Origin of the sequence: Xylophilus sp. GOD-11R (genome assembly GCF_033546935.1) — a bacterium.
In the GTDB taxonomy this organism is placed as follows: Bacteria; Pseudomonadota; Gammaproteobacteria; order Burkholderiales; family Burkholderiaceae_C; genus Xylophilus.
This window is the reverse complement of record NZ_CP137854.1, coordinates 1,645,069-1,664,363: the sequence shown is the minus strand read 5'-3', so window position 1 is coordinate 1,664,363 and position 19,295 is coordinate 1,645,069. Positions and strand designations below refer to the sequence as shown.

18 protein-coding genes and 1 pseudogene are annotated in these 19,295 nt (G+C 70.0%); 10 read left to right on the top strand and 9 right to left on the bottom strand.

The window, feature by feature from the left end; translation table 11 throughout:
- The first annotated feature begins 200 nt into the window (after positions 1-200).
- Positions 201-2,006, top strand: coding sequence for a DEAD/DEAH box helicase (locus tag R9X41_RS07665; protein ID WP_318634285.1), 1,806 nt, complete (start codon positions 201-203; stop codon positions 2,004-2,006).
- A 140-nt stretch (positions 2,007-2,146) separates the two neighbouring features.
- Here the strand turns inward: R9X41_RS07665 and R9X41_RS07660 are convergent, their stop codons facing one another.
- A complete protein-coding gene (locus R9X41_RS07660) occupies positions 2,147-3,451 on the bottom strand; it encodes an MFS transporter (RefSeq protein ID WP_318634284.1) in 1,305 nt (434 codons plus the stop codon).
- A gap of 55 nt (positions 3,452-3,506) precedes the next feature.
- Complete coding sequence (locus R9X41_RS07655) at positions 3,507-4,016, bottom strand: MarR family winged helix-turn-helix transcriptional regulator (RefSeq protein WP_412556670.1); 510 nt, start codon at positions 4,014-4,016, stop codon at positions 3,507-3,509.
- A gap of 119 nt (positions 4,017-4,135) precedes the next feature.
- Here R9X41_RS07655 and gloA point away from each other — a divergent pair, with 119 nt between their 5' ends.
- The 5 genes from gloA to R9X41_RS07630 are packed head-to-tail and all read left to right on the top strand — an operon-like array spanning position 4,136 to position 8,815.
- The gene (gloA, locus tag R9X41_RS07650; RefSeq protein ID WP_318634283.1) at positions 4,136-4,555 is read left to right on the top strand and encodes a lactoylglutathione lyase; all 420 of its coding nucleotides are present in this window, start codon (positions 4,136-4,138) and stop codon (positions 4,553-4,555) included.
- Positions 4,552-5,484, top strand: a complete 933-nt coding sequence (gene rfaE1 / locus R9X41_RS07645; protein WP_318634282.1) for a D-glycero-beta-D-manno-heptose-7-phosphate kinase — start codon at positions 4,552-4,554, stop codon at positions 5,482-5,484. Before gloA ends, rfaE1 begins: the two co-directional genes overlap by 4 nt.
- Complete coding sequence (locus R9X41_RS07640) at positions 5,481-5,960, top strand: adenylyltransferase/cytidyltransferase family protein (protein ID WP_318634281.1); 480 nt, start codon at positions 5,481-5,483, stop codon at positions 5,958-5,960. Before rfaE1 ends, R9X41_RS07640 begins: the two co-directional genes overlap by 4 nt.
- Positions 5,950-7,743, top strand: coding sequence for a tetratricopeptide repeat protein (locus R9X41_RS07635; protein WP_318634280.1), 1,794 nt, complete (start codon positions 5,950-5,952; stop codon positions 7,741-7,743). Before R9X41_RS07640 ends, R9X41_RS07635 begins: the two co-directional genes overlap by 11 nt.
- Positions 7,744-7,783: 40 nt before the next feature.
- The gene (locus R9X41_RS07630) at positions 7,784-8,815 is read left to right on the top strand and encodes a transporter (protein ID WP_318634279.1); all 1,032 of its coding nucleotides are present in this window, start codon (positions 7,784-7,786) and stop codon (positions 8,813-8,815) included.
- A gap of 4 nt (positions 8,816-8,819) precedes the next feature.
- On the opposite strand, the gene R9X41_RS07625 is transcribed toward R9X41_RS07630, so the two are convergent.
- Entirely contained in the window at positions 8,820-11,456 is a 2,637-nt protein-coding gene (locus R9X41_RS07625) for an excinuclease ABC subunit UvrA (RefSeq protein ID WP_318634278.1), read from the bottom strand.
- A gap of 180 nt (positions 11,457-11,636) precedes the next feature.
- Between R9X41_RS07625 and R9X41_RS07620 the strand changes: the two genes are divergently transcribed.
- Positions 11,637-11,945 carry a hypothetical protein gene (locus R9X41_RS07620; RefSeq protein ID WP_318634277.1) on the top strand — a complete coding sequence of 103 codons (309 nt, stop codon included), beginning with the start codon at positions 11,637-11,639 and terminating at the stop codon, positions 11,943-11,945.
- 10 nt (positions 11,946-11,955) lie between these two features.
- On the opposite strand, the gene R9X41_RS07615 is transcribed toward R9X41_RS07620, so the two are convergent.
- From R9X41_RS07615 to edd, 4 genes and pseudogenes are all read right to left on the bottom strand, one after another.
- Positions 11,956-12,675 carry a nucleotidyl transferase AbiEii/AbiGii toxin family protein gene (locus R9X41_RS07615; RefSeq protein ID WP_318634276.1) on the bottom strand — a complete coding sequence of 240 codons (720 nt, stop codon included), beginning with the start codon at positions 12,673-12,675 and terminating at the stop codon, positions 11,956-11,958.
- Between the two features lie 323 nt (positions 12,676-12,998).
- A pseudogene (locus R9X41_RS07610) lies at positions 12,999-13,145 on the bottom strand (XRE family transcriptional regulator); the annotation flags it as partial.
- 54 nt (positions 13,146-13,199) lie between these two features.
- Positions 13,200-13,850, bottom strand: a complete 651-nt coding sequence (gene eda / locus R9X41_RS07605; RefSeq protein ID WP_318634275.1) for a bifunctional 4-hydroxy-2-oxoglutarate aldolase/2-dehydro-3-deoxy-phosphogluconate aldolase — start codon at positions 13,848-13,850, stop codon at positions 13,200-13,202.
- Positions 13,841-15,667 carry a phosphogluconate dehydratase gene (gene edd / locus R9X41_RS07600; RefSeq protein WP_318634274.1) on the bottom strand — a complete coding sequence of 609 codons (1,827 nt, stop codon included), beginning with the start codon at positions 15,665-15,667 and terminating at the stop codon, positions 13,841-13,843. Before edd ends, eda begins: the two co-directional genes overlap by 10 nt.
- Positions 15,668-15,818: 151 nt before the next feature.
- Between edd and R9X41_RS07595 the strand changes: the two genes are divergently transcribed.
- Both R9X41_RS07595 and R9X41_RS07590 read left to right on the top strand, forming a co-directional pair.
- The gene (locus tag R9X41_RS07595; RefSeq protein WP_318634273.1) at positions 15,819-16,442 is read left to right on the top strand and encodes a gamma-glutamylcyclotransferase; all 624 of its coding nucleotides are present in this window, start codon (positions 15,819-15,821) and stop codon (positions 16,440-16,442) included.
- 38 nt (positions 16,443-16,480) lie between these two features.
- Positions 16,481-17,020, top strand: a complete 540-nt coding sequence (locus R9X41_RS07590) for a superoxide dismutase family protein (RefSeq protein ID WP_318634272.1) — start codon at positions 16,481-16,483, stop codon at positions 17,018-17,020.
- Here R9X41_RS07590 and R9X41_RS07585 read toward each other — a convergent pair.
- Positions 17,017-17,586 (bottom strand): nucleotidyltransferase family protein, encoded by a 570-nt coding sequence (locus tag R9X41_RS07585; protein ID WP_318634271.1) that lies wholly within the window; start codon positions 17,584-17,586, stop codon positions 17,017-17,019. The two genes, R9X41_RS07590 and R9X41_RS07585, sit on opposite strands and share 4 nt — an antisense overlap.
- A gap of 62 nt (positions 17,587-17,648) precedes the next feature.
- On the opposite strand from R9X41_RS07585, the gene pdxH reads away from it, so the two are divergent.
- A complete protein-coding gene (gene pdxH, locus R9X41_RS07580) occupies positions 17,649-18,302 on the top strand; it encodes a pyridoxamine 5'-phosphate oxidase (protein ID WP_318634270.1) in 654 nt (217 codons plus the stop codon).
- A gap of 21 nt (positions 18,303-18,323) precedes the next feature.
- Here pdxH and R9X41_RS07575 read toward each other — a convergent pair whose 3' ends face one another.
- On the bottom strand, positions 18,324-19,274 hold the full coding sequence (locus tag R9X41_RS07575; RefSeq protein WP_318634269.1) for an AEC family transporter: 951 nt from the start codon (positions 19,272-19,274) through the stop codon (positions 18,324-18,326).
- Between the last annotated feature and the right edge of the window lie 21 nt (positions 19,275-19,295).

Below are 19,295 nucleotides of genomic sequence, written 5' to 3'. Positions count from 1 at the left end.
GCAGTGGGTTCATGCGACAATGACCATTCGCCGCCGGGCACAGTTACCCACGGCGCCGGCAACCTGCCGGGGACAAGGAAGGCAAGTCACGACGCCTTCCGGCTCCCGATCTCGAAGACACATCAGCCTCAGACTGGCCCCTTGCTTACATCAGCACCGTGGCAGGCCGATGTCTCCGTGCCCTGCTTGGGCACCACACCATGACTTTTGACGAACTGAATCTGGCCCCGGCCATCCTGCAAGCGGTCAACGAACAGGGCTACACCAGCCCCACGCCCATCCAGGCACAGGCCATTCCCGCCGTGCTCGCAGGCCACGACCTCCTGGCCGGCGCCCAGACCGGTACCGGCAAGACCGCCGCCTTCACCCTGCCGCTGCTGCAGCGCCTCTCCGAAGGCGAGGCTCCGCGCAACCGCCACGGCAACAAGGGCGTGCGCGCCCTGGTGCTCACCCCCACCCGGGAACTCGCGGCCCAGGTCGAGGAATCGGTCCGCACCTACGGCAAGTACCTCAAGCTGAACTCCACCGTCATCTTCGGCGGCGTCGGCATGAATCCCCAGATCGACCGCATCCGCAGCGGCGTCGACATCCTCGTGGCCACCCCCGGCCGCCTGCTCGACCTGCAGCAGCAGGGCCATCTCGATCTGTCCACGGTCCAGGTGCTGATCCTCGACGAAGCCGACCGCATGCTCGACATGGGCTTCATCCACGACGTGAAGAAGATCCTCGCCCTGGTGCCCCGTGAAAAGCAGAGCCTGCTGTTCTCGGCCACCTTCAGCGACGAGATCCGTGAACTCGCCAACGGCCTGCTGCGCAACCCGCAAAGCATCCAGGTGACGCCGGCCAACACCACCGTGCAGCGCATCACCCAGGTGATCCACCCGGTCGGCCGCGGCAAGAAGAAGGCGCTGCTCGCGCACATCATCAACCAGCACAACTGGAGCCAGGTGCTGGTCTTCACCCGCACCAAGTTCGGCGCCAACAACGTGGCCGAGTTTCTGGAGAAGAACGGCATCAGCGCCATGGCGCTGCACGGCAACAAGAGCCAGTCGGCCCGCACGCAGGCGCTGGCCGGCTTCAAGAGCGGCGACATCCGCGCGCTCGTGGCCACCGACATCGCCGCGCGCGGCATCGACATCGACGAGCTGCCGCACGTCGTCAACTACGAAATCCCGAACGTCTCCGAAGACTACGTGCACCGCATCGGCCGTACCGGCCGTGCCGGCAACGACGGCGCCGCCGTGAGCCTGGTGTGCCTGGACGAGGAAGGCTTCATGTACGAGATCGAACGCTTCACCAAGCAGAAGATCGCCGTGGAAGTCGTCGACGGCTTCGGTCCGGAAGAAGGCGAACGCGCCGAGCCCATCGCCATGGGCCGCCAGACCATCTGGGGCGGCGCCGGCAAGCCGCCGAGCCGTGAAGTCATGGCCGCAGCCGCCAAGGCCGCGCGCAGCGAGATGATGCAACGCATCCGCGACAACAAGGCCGGCCAGAACGGCGGCGGTGGCCAGGCCCGTGGCGGCCAGCCGCACGGTGGCGGTCAGCCCAACGGTGGCGGCGGTCGTCGCAACGGTGGTGGCGGTGGTGGTGGACAGGGTCCGCGCCAGGGCCAAGGCCAGGGCGGCGGCAATTTCGGCGGCCAGCAGCAAAACCGTCCGCCGCGCCCCGAGCGCCAGGTCGATCGCGGCGACTTCCAGCCGCCGGTGCCGCGCGAGGAGCGCCAGCCGCGCCACCACGGCAACGCCATCAGCCCTTCGCAGGCTGACCAGTTGGCGCATCGCCGCGCCGAATCGCTCGGCCATGTCGGCGCTGCCGGCCAGCCCGATCCGCTGCGCACCAGCGTCGACAGCATGGCCGGTCGCGGCCGTCGCCCCGGTGGCGGTGGCGGCAATGGCGGCGGCGGTGGCTATGGCCGTCGCTCCGGCGGCGGTGGTGGTGGTGGTGGCGGCGGTGGTGGTTACGGCGGCCGCAGCGGCGGCGGTGGCGGCGGACGCTTCGGTCGCTGATCACTTCCAGCCACGCTGATCCCGAAAGATCGAAAAAGGCCTGCGGTGTCGTCATGACATCGCAGGCCTTTTTCATTTCCGACCGGTTGGCCGCCTGACCGCACGGCGCCGGGCCGTGCGGGCGATTCGATCGCCCGGTCTCAGGCGGTCGACGCCTTGCGCGCGGCCGCCAGCGGCGGCACCACACGCTGGGCGCCGAGCGCCATGACCGCCGCGACCAAGCAGGCGGCGCCGGCCGCATACAACGCGGGGGTGTAGCTCATCAGCATGGTCCGCGAAAAGCCCGCGCCGTAGGCCGCCGTCGCCGCGCCCAGCTGGTGCGCCGCGAACACCCAGCCGAAAACCAGCCCCACCCTCTGCGGCCCGAAGGCGGCACCGGCGAGCTTGACGGTCGGCGGCACGGTGGCGATCCAGTCCAGGCCGTAGAAGATGGCGAACAGGCCCAGGCCGTAGAAGGTAAAGCCCGAATGCGGCAGCCAGAACAGCGACAGCCCGCGCAGTCCGTAGTACCAGAACAGCAGCTTGCGGCAGTCGTAGCGGTCCGACAGCCAGCCCGAGGCGATGGTGCCGACCAGATCGAAGGCGCCCATCATGGCCAGCACCGACGCCGCCGGCACCGCCGCCAGTCCGTTGTCGCCGCACAGCGAGATGAAGTGCGTCTGCACCAGCCCGTTGGTCGACAGCCCGCAAATGAAGAAGGTGCCGGCCAGCACCCAGAAGGTGCCGCTGCGCGAGGCCTCGGCCAGCGCCACGAAAGGCGTGCGCCAGGTCATGCTGCCGGCGGCAGGCGGCGCGACCGGGGCGGTGCCCGGCGCTTCGCCGTAAGGCGCCAGACCCAGGTCGGCCGGACGGTTGCGCACGAACAGAAAGACCAGCGTCGCGACGATGGCGCAACCCAGGAACAGTGGCGCCACCGCCGAGCGCCAGCCCCAGTGCTCGATCATCCAGGCCGCGAAGGGCAAAAACGCCAGCTGGCCGGTCGCCGCGCTCGCCGTGAGAATGCCCACGACCAGCCCCCGCCGGGCCACGAACCAGCGGTTGGCCACCACCGCACCCAACACCAAGGCGGTCAGGCCGGTGCCCAGGCCCAGCATGAGGCTCCACAGCACGAACAACTGCCAGAGGTGCGACGCCTGCGTGACCAGCGCCATGCCCCCACCCACCAGCGCCAGCCCCGCGCACATCACCGCGCGCAGTCCAAAGCGCTCCATCAGCACCGCCGAGAAAGGCCCCATCAGCCCGAACAGTGCGAAACGCACCGCCAGCACCGAGGAGATATCGCCCGTGGTCCAGCCAAATTCCTTGGACAGCGGCTGCAGCATCGCGCCCGGCAGCCCGAGCGCGGCCGACATGGTGAGCATGGTCAGGAAGGTGACCACCGCCATCACCCAGCCGTAATGGATGCCCCGGCGCTGCAGCCAGGAAGAAAAGTCGCGGGACAACATGAGATGCCTTTCGGGGAGAAATGAAGAGTCGGGTCGGACGCGGGCGTGCGGTGATTCAGTGGTCGTCGAGCTGCTCGTCGGGCGCCGGCGCCAGCAGCGGCAGCGCTTCGTCGATGAGCGTGTGCAGCGCCGCCACCCGCTCCGCGCCGAGCAGCGCCACCAGCGATTGCTGCGCCCGGCGCCAGTGCGCGCGCGCCGCGCGGCGACGGGTGCGCCCGGCCTCGGTGATGCGCACCAGGCGGCTGCGGGCGTCCGGGCCTTCGTCGATCTGCAGCCAGCCGGCATCGACCAGCACATGCAGGTTGCGGCTGAGCGTGGACGCGGTCATGTGCAGCGACGCCGCGAGGTCCACCGCCCGCACCGGGCCGCGCGATTCGATGGTGGTCAGCAGCGAATACTGCGTGGTCTTGAGGCCGGACTGCGCCACCTCGGCATCGAAGTGCTGGCCCACACGGCGGGTGAGCTGGCGCAGCTTGGCATTGGTGCAGCCGGTGGGCATCAGCGGCGCGGCATCGGCCGGCATCGCCTCGGGCGCAAGGGGGGCAATCAGGTCGACGGCAGACATGGGCGTGGATTGTAGCTGCAATGGTTGCAGCTGCAACTATTATCGAAAACCCCGTGCCATCCGGCCTGCACGCCACCCGCGCAAAATGCCGGGTTTCGCCATTCAGAGCCCCACACACCATGCGACTTCTTCACACCATGCTGCGCGTCGGCGACCTCCAGCGTTCCATCGACTTCTACACCCAGGTCATCGGCATGCAGCTGCTGCGCCAGTCCGAGAACACCGAATACAAGTACAGCCTGGCCTTTCTCGGCTTCGAGGGCGGCAACCCCGGCCAGGCCGAGATCGAGCTCACCTTCAACTGGGGCACTACCGAATACGAGATGGGCACCGCCTACGGCCACATCGCCCTCGGGGTGCCCGACGCCTACGCCGCCTGCGACAAGATCCGCGCGGCCGGCGGCAACGTCACCCGCGAGGCCGGCCCGGTCAAGGGCGGCAGCACCGTCATCGCCTTCGTGACCGACCCCGACGGCTACAAGATCGAACTCATCCAGCGCGCCGACGGCGCCGCCGGTGGAGGCCTGAAGGCCGCATGACGCCCACCCCGCGCGAGATCGCCGCCTGCCGCGTGCTGGTGGCCGGCGACGCCATCCTGGACCGCTACTGGCTGGGCAGCGTCGAACACATCTCGCGCGAGGCGCCGGTGCCCATCGTCCAGGTTGCCGACGAGCAGGAGCGCCTCGGTGGCGCGGCCAACGCCGCGACGAACGTGCGCTCGCTCGGCGCGTCGGCCACGCTGCTGTCGATCCGTGGCCGCGATGCCGACGCCGACCGGCTGGCCGCCCTGGTCACCCAAGCCGACATCGCCTGGGCCGGCGCGCACGACGACGCGCTGCCCACCACCGTCAAGCTGCGCATCGTCGGCCGCGCGCAGCAACTGCTGCGGGCCGACTTCACCCGCGGCCTGCCGAGTGCCACGGCGCTCGACACCTTCGCCCAGGCCTTCACCGCCGCCCTGCCCCGTCACGCCGCGGTGCTGCTGTCCGACTACGGACGGGGCGCCCTCGCCCGGGTGCCCGACCTCGTCGCCGCTGCCCGCGCCGCCGCGTTGCCGGTCGTGGTCGACCCGCGCGGCGGCGACTTCGACCGGTATGCCGGCGCCACCCTGCTCACCCCCAACCGCGCCGAGCTGCGGGAAGCCATCGGCCCATGGCGCGACGAGGCCGACCTCGCCGACCGCGTACAGGCCTTGCGCCATCGCCTGAACCTCGACGCCGTGCTCGCCACCCGCGCCGAGCAAGGCATGACGCTGTTCGATGCCGACGGTGCCCTGCACGTGCCGGCCACCGCCCGCGAGGTGTTCGACGTCACCGGCGCGGGCGACACCGTCGCGGCGGTCATGGCTACGCTGCTCGGCTGCGGCTTGCCGATGCGCGAAGCGGTGCCTTTCGCCAATAGGGCCGGCGGCATCGTGGTCGGCCGCTTCGGCACGGCCAGCGTGCGTTACGCGGAGCTGTTCGCATGAGCGCCGACAAGATCTGCGACACCGCCACGCTCGCCGACCGCATCGCGGCGCTGCCGCGTCCGCTGGTCTTCACCAACGGCGTGTTCGACCTGTTGCACCGCGGCCATGTCGACTGCCTGCAGCGGGCGCGCGCGCTGGGGGCGTCGCTCGTCGTCGGGCTCAATTCGGATTTGTCGGCGCGCGGCCTCGGCAAGGGCGCGGGCCGACCACTCGTGCCCTGGGAAGACCGCGCCGCCGTGCTGGCCGCGCTGGCCTCGGTCGACCTCGTCGTCGGCTTCGACGAGCCCGCGCCGCTGGCCCTGCTCGACCGGCTGCGCCCCGAGGTGTATGCCAAAGGCGGCGACTACGACATGGCCACGCTCGCCGAAGCCGCACGGGTGCGAGGCTGGGGCGCCAGCGCCGTCGCCCTGCCCTTGCTGCCCGGCCGCTCGACCAGCGCGCTGGTGCGGCGCATCCGGAGCCTCGATGCTGGCTGAGAACGCCCTTGTCGCCATCCTCGACGCGCTCGACGCCGGCCGGCCCGACGACGCCCTGTCGACCGCCGCCGAGGCGCTGCGCAAGCATCCGGACGATGCCCGCCTGCGCAGCGCCGCCGGCATCGCCGCGCGCCTGGCCGGTCGTGTGGACGAGGCCGAGGCGCACTGGCGCCATGCCCTCGCCATCCGTCCCGACGCCCAGGTCACCCAGCACCTGGCCATGCTGCTGATGGCGCCCGGCCGCACCGACGACGCACTGGCCTGCTGGCAGCGCAGCGCCGACGACGGTAGCGCCGACGCGGTCTGCTGGGCCAACCTGGGCCTGCTGCGTCTGCGCCGCCGCGAAGACACTGCCGCCGAAGCCGCCCTGCGCCGATCGTTGGCCCTCGATCCGCTGCAAGCCGGCACCTGGACCAACCTCGGCGTGCTGCTGGCCGCCGGGGAGCGCTGGCAGGAAGCCGATGGCGCCTACCACCGCGCGCTCGAACTGCATCCCGACGACGTCGCCGCGCTGACCAATCGGGGCCTGACGCTCGAAGCGCTGCGGCGCCTGCCCGAAGCCGAGGCCTGCCAGCGCCGCGCCCTGGCGCTGGCGCCCGACCGGGCCGAGGTCCACAACCACCTCGCCGGCGTGCTGGCGCGCCGGCAGTCGGAGGCCGAGGCCGAAGCGCATTACCGCGAAGCGCTGCGGCTGCAGCCGGACAACGCGGTGCATCTGTCCAACCTCGGCGCCCTGCTCTACGACCTCGGCCGCGTGGACGAGGCCGAAACCACGCTGCGCGCCGCCGTCGCGCAGGATCCGCAGCTCGGCTCGGCCCACATCAACCTGGGCCAGCTGCTGCTGGCGCTGGGCCAGCTGCCCGAAGGCTTCGCCCACACCGAGATGCGCTATCGCCTGCGCGTGCCCGGCGCGGTGCCGAGCTTTCCCGATACGCTGCCGCCCGGCGCCGCCCGTCGCTGGGCGGGCGGGCCGCTGGAAGGGCAACGCCTGCTGGTCTGGCCCGAGCAGGGTCATGGCGACCAGATCCAGTTCAGCCGTTTCCTCGCCACCGTACGCGCGCAGCACCGCCCGGCCACCCTCACCTGCGCCTGCACCGATTCCCTGCTGCCGCTGCTGCGCGGCCTCGACGGTGCGCATGGCTTCATCGCGTTGCAAGACGCCCCCGCCGCCCTGTCCACGCACGACTTCTGGGTGCCGCTGATGAGCCTGCCGCTCTACTGCGGCACCACGCTGGCGACCATTCCCGGCCCCACGCCCTATCTGGCCGCGGACCCGGCCGACATCGCCCATTGGTCACCGCGCATTCCGACAGAGGGCCTGCGCGTCGGCCTGGTCTGGCGCGGCAACGTACAGCACGAGAACGACGCCGACCGCTCCCTGCCCGGCCTCGCCACCCTGGCGCCGCTGTGGAACGTGCCGGGCGTCACCTTCGTGAGCCTGCAGAAATGGGCCGGCGAGGACGAAGCCCGCCAGCCGCCACCCGGCCAGCCGCTCACGCATCTGGGCAGCGACATCCGCACCTTCTCCGACTCGGCGGCCATCCTGTCGCAGCTCGATCTGCTGATTTCGGTGGACACCGCTGCCTGCCACCTCGCCGGCGCGCTCGATATTCCCTGCTGGGTGCTGCTGCCGGCCTACCGCAACGACTGGCGCTGGCTGCGCAAGCGTGACGACACGCCTTGGTACCGCCGCACCCGGCTGTTTCGCCAGGCGCGGCGCGGCGACTGGGCGCCAGTGGTCGCATCGGTCGTGCTGGCATTGAGCGACTTGCGCAGCAGCTGACACACGGCTGTCACGGCACGGCGGCAGCATCCCGCCCTTCATGTCTTCCTTTGCGAATCCGGCTTGGCCCGGCAGCGGCGACGATGCCGGCCTGATCTGCGGCTACCGTTTCGACGAAGACGGCGCCGTGGCGCGGCCGATGTCGCTCGACGAAGCCACCGTCTGGCTGCACGACGCCCGCCCCGACGACGACGACCCGACCTTCGCCTGGCTGCATTTCAACCTCAGCCATGCCCACGCCAAGCGCTGGATCCAGCGCCACGCCGGCCTGCCCGACGCCTTCTTCGACGCCCTGCGCGAAACCTCGCACTCCACCCGCATCGAGCGTGACGACGATGCCCTGGTCGCGGTGCTCAACGACGTGCATTTCGAATTCGGCTTCGAGCCGTCGGACATCGCCACGCTGTGGATCTGCGTGCGGCCGCACCTGGTGGTGACCGCGCGCACCCGGCCGCTGCGCTCGGTGGACGCGCTGCGCACCGCCGTGCGCGACGGGCGCTCGCCGCGATCCACCGTGGAGCTGCTGGAGCAGCTCATGCGCACCCAGGCCGGAAGCCTGGTCGACATCCTGCGCGGTGTCACCGCCCGCGTCGACGACATCGAGGACAAGCTCCTGGCCGGCCGCCGCGCCAACGAACGCGCGCGCCTGGGCACGCTGCGCCGCCTGCTGGTGCGGCTGCAGCGCCTGCTGGCCCCGGAGCCGGCCGCGCTGTTTCGGGTGCTGCACCATCCGCCGGCCTGGATGGCCGAGGACGACCTGCAGCAACTGCGCGGTTCCACCGAAGAATTCTCGGTGGTGCTGCGCGACATGCAGGGCCTGCAGGAACGCATCAAGCTGCTGCAGGAAGAAATGGCCGCCGCCGTGAACGAAGACAACAACCGCAGCCTGTTCGTACTGACGGTGGTCACCGTGCTGGCCTTGCCGATCAACATCCTGGCCGGGCTTTTCGGCATGAACGTGGGCGGCATTCCGCTGGCTGAGAGCCCGCACGGATTCTGGATCCTGGTGTCGCTGGTGCTGACCTTCACCGTCATCGCCGGCTGGCTGGCGCTGCGCAAGAAGGACCGCTGAGCCCTCAGCCCGCCAGCGCCTGTGCCAGGTACGGCGCGGTGCGGCTGCCTTCGGCCGCGGCCACCCGGGCCGGTGTGCCGCAAGCCACCACCTGGCCGCCGGAGTGGCCCGCGCCTGGCCCGATGTCGATCACCCAGTCGCAGCGCGCCACCAGCCGCATGTCGTGCTCCACCACTACCACCGTATTGCCGGCCGCCACCAGCGCGTCGAGGTGGGTCAGCAGGCGGTCGATGTCGGCCGGATGCAGGCCGGTGGTCGGCTCGTCGAGCACGTACAGGGTGTCGCCGCGCCGCAGCCGCTGCAGCTCGGTCGCGAGCTTGATGCGCTGGGCCTCGCCGCCAGAGAGTTCTGTGGCCGGCTGACCCAGGCGGAGATAACCCAGCCCGATCTGCTGCAGCACCTCCAGCGGCCGGGCGATTGCCGCTTCCTGCGCGAAGAAGTCGGCGGCGGTATCCACCGTCAGGCCGAGCACCTCGGCGATGTCGCGGCCCTGCCAGCGCACCTCCAGCGTCTCGGGCGCATACCGCGCGCCGTGGCATTGCGGGCACGGCGCATAGACGCTGGGCATGAACATCATCTCCACGCTGACGAAGCCTTCGCCCTCGCAGACCGGGCAGCGCCCCTGCGCCACGTTGAAGGAGAAGCGGCCGGCGCCGTAGCCGCGCGCCCGGGCCTGCGGCGTGGCGGCGAACAGCTTGCGCACCGCGTCGAACAGGCCGGTGTAGGTGGCGAGGTTGGAGCGCGGCGTGCGGCCGATCGGCTTTTGGTCGACCTGCACCAGGCGGCGAATGCCGTCGAGCCCGGCGACGATGCGCCCGGCGGTCGGCTCCACGCTGTCGACAGGATCGTCGGCCGCGTCGTCGCCGTCGTCCGCCGCCTCGGTCTCCCGTAGCGGCGCGGCGCCCAGGCGCGCCTGCACCAGCTCCACCAGCGACTGGCTCACCAGGCTGGACTTGCCGGAGCCGGAGATGCCGGTCACCGCGCACAGGCAGGCCAGCGGAAAGTCGGCGTCGACGTCGCGCAGGTTGTGCCGGCTCACGCCGCGCAACTGCAGCCAGCCGGCGGGCTCACGCGCGACGCGGGCGGGGCCTGCGACTTCCGACGCAAAGAGATAGCGCGCCGTCTGCGATTCGGCGACGGCCGCCAGCCCCGCCGGCGGCCCGCTGTAGAGCACCCGGCCGCCGTGTTCGCCGGCACCCGGCCCCACGTCCACCAGCCATTGCGCCCGCTGCATGGTGGCCGTGTCGTGCTCCACCACGAAGACCGAATTGCCGCCGTCGCGCAGGCCTTCCAGCGCGTCGAGCAGCGCCTCGCCGTCAGCCGGGTGCAGGCCGGCAGACGGCTCGTCGAGCACGTACACCACGCCGAAGAGCTGCGACGCCAGCTGCGTGCCGAGCCGCAGGCGTTGCAGCTCGCCCGACGACAGCGTCGTCGTCGCCCGCTCCATGCCGAGATAACCCAGGCCGAGCCGGGTCAGCCGCCCGATGCGCTCGCGCAGTTCGGTGGCGATGCGTCGTGCGGCGATGCGTTTCTCGGTCGACAGGGCATCGGTGCGTGTCACATCGGGCGTGCCGGCGTGGGTCGCGCCCTCGTGGCGGGCGCGGATGCGGGCCGCGCGCTCGGTCGCACCGGCGGATTCGTCAGCCTGCGCGTCCTCGGCAGCGGGCCGCAGCCGCTCAGCCATGTCGTCCAGCGGTAGGCGCGCCATCTCGCCGATGTCGAGGCCGGCGAAACGCACCGACAGCGACTCCTTCTTGAGCCGTTTCCCATCGCACATCGGGCACGGCGTGCTGACCAGAAAGCGCGCCACCCGCTTCTTGGTCGACGCGCTCTGGGTGGTGGCGAAGTTGTGCAGCAGATAGCGCCGTGCGCTGCTGAAGGTGCCCATGTAGCTCGGCGCGAGCTGGCGGCGCACCGCATCGGCGGTTTCCTCGGGGCTGAAGCCGGCGTAGACCGGCACCTGCGGCTGCTCGTCGGTGAACAGAATCCAGTCGCGGGTCTTGCGCGGCAACTTGTGCCAGGGCTTGTCGACATCGTGGCCCAGCGACACCAGGATGTCGCGCAGGTTCTGCCCGTACCAGGCCGGCGGCCAGGCGGCGATGGCGCGCTCGCGGATGCTCAGCCGGTCGTCGGGCACCATGCTTTTCTCGGTGGCGTCGTAGACCCGGCCCAGGCCGTGGCAGTGCGGGCAGGCGCCCTGCGGGGTGTTGGGCGAGAAGTCTTCGGCGAACAGCATCGCCTGGTCTCGCGGGTAGTGGCCGGCGCGTGAATAGAGCAGGCGCAGCAGGTCGGACAGGTGGGTCACGCTGCCGACCGTGGAACGCGCCGTCGGGGTGCCGCGCTGCTGCTGCAGCGCGACGGCCGGCGGAAGTCCGTCGATGCGGTCGACCTGCGGCGCGCCGGCCTGGTCGAGCAGCCGGCGCGCATAGGGCGCCACCGAATCGAAATAGCGGCGCTGCGCCTCGGCGTAAATGGTGCCGAAGGCCAGCGACGACTTGCCCGAGCCAGAAATGCCGGTGAACACCACCAGCCGGTCGCGCGGAATGTCGACATCGACCTGCCGCAGGTTGTGCTCGCGGGCGCCGCGCACCTGTACGAAGCCGGTCGGGGGCGCATCGGTCCTGTCTGTTTTCTTCTGCATGGCGATGAGGTTGCGCGGACCGGCGGGGCGGAACTGTCGGGACGGCGGGCGCGGGCGCTGTAGGAACAATGCGCGTACCGCCTGTCGGCATGACGCCGGTTGCATTTGGTGCGCACCCGGCTGCCGAAGCCGAACGAGACTGGTCACGGGCGCGAGCCCTCATCCAACCGGAGACTCACCATGCATCAGACATCCCACCTGCCCCGTCTCACCTTGCTGGCCGCCGGCGCCGCTCTGGCCCTGGCCGCCGCCACCGGCGCCCAGGCGGCCGACAAAAAATACGAAAAGCAGACGGCCATCACCTGCGCGGACGGCACCAATGCCACCGACAAGACCGGCTGCGAAAAGAATGGCGGCATGAAGGCCACCGTTACCAAGGCCGACGGTGCGGTGCAGACCGAATCCGCCAAGGTCAACGCCACCGGGCAGGCGCCCACCACCGGCCTGCCGACCAAGACGCCGGCCAAGCCCGATCCGATGGCGAAATAAATCTGAGCGTTCAGGCGCGTGGGTGCGGCGCCACGACTGCCTCCAGCGCCTTGATCCGCTGCCAGAGCTGCGCGCGCGGAACCGTCGTCATGGACATCGCCGCCATGCGCTGGTCGAGCCGCTGCGGAAACTGGCGCAGGTAGTCGATCGCCTTACCCAGGGCAGAGTCGATCGACGCTCCATACGCCTCGCGCGCCTTGACCATGGCCTGGCGCAGCATCGACCGTGCGGGCGCCATCATGGCGAGATCGATCAAGCCACGGCTCATTATCGAATCGTCGCGCCAGCGGTCGGTGTTGGCCAGCAGCTCGCTGGTGGCCATGTCGAGCGGGCTCAGGGCCGACACTCCGCAGACGCGATCGGCCGCGGTCGGTGTAGCGAAGGTGATGCGGCCTTCCTGCACGATCTCGAACTTGATGGCACGGCCGCCAGCGTCGACCAGCGTGCGAATGCCGTACTGGTCGGCGCGCACCTCGCGGATCTGCTGAAGACCGGCATCGGTTCTGAACAACGGTCGCAGCCGGTCCGGGCCGGCGAGCAATTCGCGCAATGCGCGGTAGCCGGCTCTGTCAGACACCAGAAAATCGATATCTGCCGACTCGCGGTATTCGCCGTAGCGCAGCGCGATGGCGGTGCCGCCGCCGAAGTAGCAGGCGTGCGACTGGAGCAGGTCGGCGTCGAGCGACAGCAGCACGCTGGCGATACGACGGTGATGATCACGCTCATACAAGCAGACGCCCCCCCCCCCCCGATCTGGCGAGCGAGTTGCTCGATCAGGCGGCGCTCTTTGGCATCGAGGCTGGCGGTGTCGACGTGGCGCCATTGGGGCTCGTAGAGCTCCAACGCCTGCTGCGGTGTGAGCTCGCGCGCGTCCGGCAGGTGCCAGGCCAGCGACTTGAGCTGCGGATAGGCGTCGAGATCGATCGATGAGGGCAACGCTTCAGCCGGGCCCGCGTCGTCTCCAGGTCCAATCACCTCGATCGCCAGGCCGACGCACTCGGCAGCCTCCATGTACGCACCCATGGTGACCGAGGGCTCGCCTTTTTCGATACGGTGCCAGGTCACACGCGACATGCCTGCCGCCTCGGCTGCGTTCACCGCACTCACACCCAGGCTCTTGCGGCGCAAGCGAATGCGCTCACCCAGGCCGGTCAGGCGATGGGCGGCGGATGGGCCGACGGGAGCGGTTTTGGCGGGCATGTGAATCTCATTCTGTACAAAACGCCGATTTCGAACAGAATGAGAAAACACTTTTTACCCGCGAGGCAGAGCTTTCGCTCCCTTGGCCAGGGCCGTGATGCGCGCCCAGTCGCCGGCCTTGACCGCATCGCCCGGCGTCAGCCAGGAGCCGCCCACGCAGGCCACATTGGGCAGCGACAGGAGTTCACCGGCATTGCCCGCGCTGACCCCGCCGGTCGGGCAGAACACCACGTCGGCGAACGGGCCGTGCCAGGCCTTGAGCATGGCCGGGCCGCCGGCCTGCATCGCCGGGAAGAACTTCAGCGCGGTGAAGCCGTCTTCCAGCGCCGCCATGATCTCCGAGCCGGTCGCCACGCCCGGCAGCAGCGGAATGCCGGCCTCGCGGCAGGCCCGGCCGATGGTGGGCGTGTAGCCTGGGCTGACGCCGAAGCGCGCACCGGCTGCGGCGGCGGCATCGGCATCCGACGCGGTGCGGATGGTGCCCGCGCCCACGATGGCTTCCGGCACCTCCCGGGCGATGGCCTCGATGCAGGCGATGGCCTGCGGCGTGCGCAGCGTCACCTCCAGCATGCGGATACCGCCGGCGACCAGCGCGCGCGCCAGCGGCACGGCATGGGCCACGTCGTTGAGCACGATGACCGGGATGACCGGCGCATCGGCCATGACGTCGCGCGGGGTGAGAGAGGTGGTGTCGGTTACAGCCATGTGCAGGCTCCTTCTTCGGCGGTGGTGGCATTGCGGCGCATGCCGGCAAACAGTTCGCGGCCCATGCCCCGGCCGGCTTCGACGGTCAGGGAAGGCGGCATGGTGGCGTTTTCGCGGGCGTCCCATTCGGCGGCGGGCACCAGTACCTGCAGGGTGCCGGCATTGGCGTCGAGACGAATCATGTCGCCGTCGCGCACCTTGGCCAACGGCCCGCCCGCCAGCGCTTCGGGCGACACGTGGATGGCAGCCGGCACGTTGCCCGAGGCGCCGCTCATGCGGCCGTCGGTCACCAGTGCCACGCGCAAACCGCGGCCCTGCAGCACGGCCAGCGGCGGCGTGAGTTTGTGCAACTCGGGCATGCCGTTGGCGCGCGGACCCTGCCAGCGCACCACGCAGACGGTGTCCTGCTCCAGCTCGCCGGCCTTGAAGGCCAGCTGCAGCGCTTCCTGCGAATCGAACACCTTGGCGGGCGCCTCGATGACATGGCGATCGTCCGGCACCGAAGACACCTTGATGACCGCGCGGCCCAGGTTGCCCTGCAGCAGTTTCAGTCCGCCGATCGGGCTGAAGGGCTCGGTGGCCGGCCGGCAGACGGAGAGATCGCCCGAGGCGCCGGTTTCCTGCCAGACCAGCGGCTCGCCGGTGTCGTCGTGGCCGACCGGCACCTGTGTCTGTTCGCGCATGCCGCCAGCGCGCACGGTGAGCACGTCCTCGTGCATCAGGCCGGCGTCGAGCAGTTCGCGGATCACGAAGCCCGGGCCACCGGCGGCCTGGAACTGGTTCACGTCCGCGCTGCCGTTGGGATAGACGCGCGAGAGCAGCGGCACCGACTCCGACAGGGTGGCGAAGTCGTCCCAGTCGATCAGGATGCCGGCCGAACGCGCCACCGCCACCCAGTGGATCAGGTGGTTGGTGGAGCCGCCGGTGGCCAGCAGGGCGACCATGGCGTTGACGATGCAGCGTTCGTCGACGATGCGGCCGATGGGCGCGAAGCGCTTGCTCGGCAGGATGTCGAGCACGGTGCGCACCGCCTCGCGGGTGAGCTGTTCGCGCAGCTGCGTGCCGGGCGTGACGAAGGCGGCGCCGGGCACGTGCAGGCCCATGGCCTCCAGCAGCATCTGGTTGCTGTTGGCCGTGCCGTAGAAGGTGCAGGTGCCCTGGGCGTGGTAGGCCTTCTGCTCGGCTTCCATCAGCTCCTTGCGGCCGACCAGGCCTTGCGCCGCCTGCTCGCGCACCTTGGCCTTTTCCTTGTTCGACAGGCCGCTGGTCATGGGACCTGCCGGCACGAACACCATCGGCAGGTGACCGAAATGCAGCGCGCCGATCAACAGGCCGGGCACGATCTTGTCGCAGATGCCCAGCAGCAGCGCCGCGTCGAACACGTCGTGCGACAGCGCGATGGCCGCGCCCATGGCGATGGTGTCGCGCGAGAACAGGCTGAGCTCCATGCCCGGCGTGCCCTGGGTGACGCCGTCGCACATGGCCGGCACGCCGCCGGCGACCTGGGCGGTGGCGCCGCGCAGGCGGGCCTCTTCCTTGATGATGTTCGGATAGCCGGCATACGGCGCATGGGCCGACAGCATGTCGTTGTAGGCAGTGACGATGCCGATATTGGGCACCCGCTCGGCCACCACCTTGAACTTGTCGCCGGTGGGCATGCCGGCGAAGGCGTGCGCCACGTTGGCGCAGCCCATGCGGTCGGCGCCGGGGGTGCGCTGCACCATCTGGTCGATCAGGCCGAGATAGCCGGCGCGGCTGTCGCGGCTGCGTTCGCGGATGCGGTCCGTGACGCGTTCGAGGGTGGAATGGAGTTTCATCGCAGTGTTCTCTCTCTCTCGCGCGCCGCCAACGGACGCACCTGTCACCATCGTAGGCGTGTAGACCCGGGTTTTCGTGTGGCGCGGTAACGAACCGGGTACGAACCGTGGTTACCGGCACCGGTAACGTTTTGGATAATGCGTATGCACCATGACGCGACAACTGCACCACGCCCATGCCGGCCGCGATCCGCAGGCGATGCTCGCCCGCGCGATCGCGCAATGGGGCGGCGAACACGACCTTTGGGTCTTCGGTTACGGCTCGCTGCTCTGGCGGCCCGAGCTCGACTTCGAGGAGCGCCGGCCCGCGCAGGTCTACGGCTGGCACCGGGCGCTGAAGATGTGGAGCAAGGTCAACCGCGGCACGCCCGAATGCCCCGGCCTGGTCTTCGGGCTACTTTCGGGCGGCAGCTGCCGGGGCATGGTGTTTCGCCTCCCGCGCGAAGCCGGGGCGCAGGGCATCGCCACTCTGTGGCAGCGCGAGATGGTGACCGGCGTGTACGACCCGCGCTGGCTGCCCTGCCGCACCGAGCACGGCACGGTGCGGGCGCTGGCATTCACCTTGTCGCGCCGCAGCCCGCAGCACACCGGCGTGCTGTGCGACGACGACTACCGCCGCATCTTCTCGACCGCCGCCGGCCGCTTCGGCACCACCCGCGACTACGCCCGGCAGACCTACGACGAGCTGCGCCGCCTGGGCATCGAGGACCGCGCCCTGGCGCGCCTGCTGCGTTTGTCACAGGCCGAATCAGATGCGGCCGATGCGAGGCCTTAGAGTAGCCCGCTGTCCAGAACCAACGGAGCCTTTGCCTCATGACCTACGCCCATGCCTTTCACCGACTGCCCGCCGTCTTCGGCGCCGTCGCCCTGCTGGCCGTCGCTGGCTGCGCCTCCCCGACGCTCGGTCCCACCGCCTCGGCCGACCTGATGCCCACCACCGGCAACACCACCACGGGCAACGTGCAGTTCGTGCAGCTCGGCGGCATGGTGCGGGTCAGCGGCACGATCAAGGGTCTCAAGCCGAACGCGGAACACGGCTTCCACATCCATGAAAAAGGCGACTGCAGCAGTGGCGACGGCATGAGCGCCGGCGGCCACTTCAATCCCACCGGTGCCAAGCACGGCCACGCGGGCGACCCGGGCGTGCATGCCGGCGACCTGCCCAGCCTGCATGCCGACGCCACCGGCACCGCCACCTTCAGCGCCGAGCTGCGCGGCATCTCGGTCGGCGCGGGTGTGACCGACGTCGTAGGCCGCGGCCTCATCGTGCACGCCATGCCCGACGATTACGTGACCCAGCCGACCGGCAATTCCGGCGGCCGACTGGCCTGCGCGGTCATCGTCCGGCGTTAATCCGCCAGCCCACCGTGGCGCGCCTGCCGGGCGCGCCAGAGGGCCTCGACACGCTCCAGGTCGGCGGGCGTGTCGATGTCTTCCAGGATGCCGGGGTCGTCGACCTCGATCTCCTCGGCCTTGCCTATCTGCCGGATCGTGGCGAGCAAAAAGCGGGCACCTTCGTCGCCCCTCATCGCCCTCAGTATTTCGCCGTTGCCGGCGGCGAACCCGACCGGGTGGCCACGCTGACCCCCCATCACCGGCTGCGCGGCTTCGGCGCCTCGCGCTATGGCGTCGGCCACCTGTCGGATCGTCTGCGGCGATATCAGTGGCATGTCGGCCGGCAGCACCAGCCAGCCTGCGGCTTGGCGGGTCGCACGCACGGCAGCGGCAATCGTTTCGCCCATGCCGGGATGGAAGGTCTGCTCCAGATGCCAGCGCAAGCCGGTCGCACGGACCGCTTCGATCGTGCGTTCGAGCACCGGCCGACCGGCCAGGTCCGCTTGCAGCTTGTGGGTCTGGCCACCGGCCTTGCGAAAGCGCAGGCCCAGGCCGGAAGCGAGGATGAGAACGGTCGGATGCATGGCGTAGGGGTATGGCAGCGAGCCGGCCCGCATGGCCGGAATCCCAAAAGCATAATCAAGCGATGCCCGACACCCCCATCCCCCAGGCAATAGCCGACCTGCGCAAGAGCTACGAAAAAGCCGAGCTGAGCGAACAGGATTCGCACTTCTCGCCGCTTGGCCAGTTCGACCAGTGGCTGCAGCAAGCTCTTGCCGCCCAGGTGCCCGAGCCCAACGCCATGACGCTGGCCACCGTCGGCGGCGACCTGCGGCCGAGCACCCGCATCGTGCTGATCAAGGGCTACGACGAACGCGGTCTGGTCTTCTTCACCAACTACGACAGCCGCAAGGGCCGTGAGCTGGCGGGCAATCCGTACGCGGCGCTGCAGTTCCACTGGGTCGAGCTCGAGCGGGTGGTGCGCATCGAAGGCCGCATCGAGCGCACCTCGGCCGAGGAGAGCGACCGCTACTACGACAGCCGGCCGCTCGATTCGCGCATCGGCGCCTGGGCCAGTCCGCAGAGCGAGGTCATTTCCGGACGCGGCGTGCTGGTGGCCAACGCGGCCAAGGCCAGCGCCCGATTTCTGCTCCACCCGCCCCGGCCGCCGCACTGGGGCGGCTTTCGGCTCGTGCCTGACGGCTGGGAATTCTGGCAAGGCCGCAAGAGCCGCCTGCACGACCGGCTGCGCTACCGACTCGAAGGCGGCCAGTGGCTTCGCGAACGGCTCGCACCCTGATTCGGGCGCTCGGCCCGGCGCCTAGAACCGCGCGACCAGCAGCAGCATCGCGGGCAGCGTGACCAGAGCCAGGATGGTGGACACGGCCACGCTGGCGGTCACCACCGTCTCGGCGGTGCGGTAGCGCTGCGAGAACAGGAACACGTTGGCGCCGATCGGCAATGCGGCGGTCACCACCATCACCTGCAGCGTCAACCCCGACAGCCCCAGCAGCTTGCCCACCACCAGCATGCCCAGCGGATGGGCCAGCGTCTTGACCGAGGTCAGCGCCAGCGCGCCGCGCAGCTGGTGACCGACGCGCGAAAACGCCAGCGTGACACCCACCAGCACCAGCGCCACCGGCACCTGCGCATTACCCAGAATCAGCAAGGCGTTGTCGACGACCGGTGGCAGCCCCAGGCCCGTCGTGCCGTAGAGCAGCCCGAGCACGATGGGCAGCGGCACCGGATGCAGCACCCCGTTGCGCACCGCCCGCAGCACGGTCGCGGCCATGTGCCGCTGACCGCCTTTTCCGCTGGCGGCTTCCTCGCGCGCCACGGCCAGTTCGAGCAGCACCGTGGCGATGGTCAGCAGGATGAAGGCGTGCACCGAAATGAGCGTGAACAGCACCACCAGCCCGGCGGGACCGAAGGCCAGCCCGATCAACGGCACGCCGATCATGGTGGTGTTGCTGAAAGTGCCGGCCAGCGCCAGCACGATGCCGTGCCGGTTGAAGCCGCCGCGCGACAGGCACACCGCGGCGAACACGCAGGCCACCACCGCGAAGTAGATGCCGATCGGCCGGAAATCGAGCTCGGTGACATGCACCGAACTCATGGTGCGAAACAGCAGCGCCGGCGTCAGCACCAAAAAAGTGAGATTGGTCAGATCCGGAATCGCGCTCGCCCGGATCCAGCCGCGCCGCCCGCACCCATAGCCGACCAGGATGAACAGGACGACCGGTGCGAGGGCGGAAAAGACGGCGTGGATCACGGTGAGGACGGCCCGGCGGGC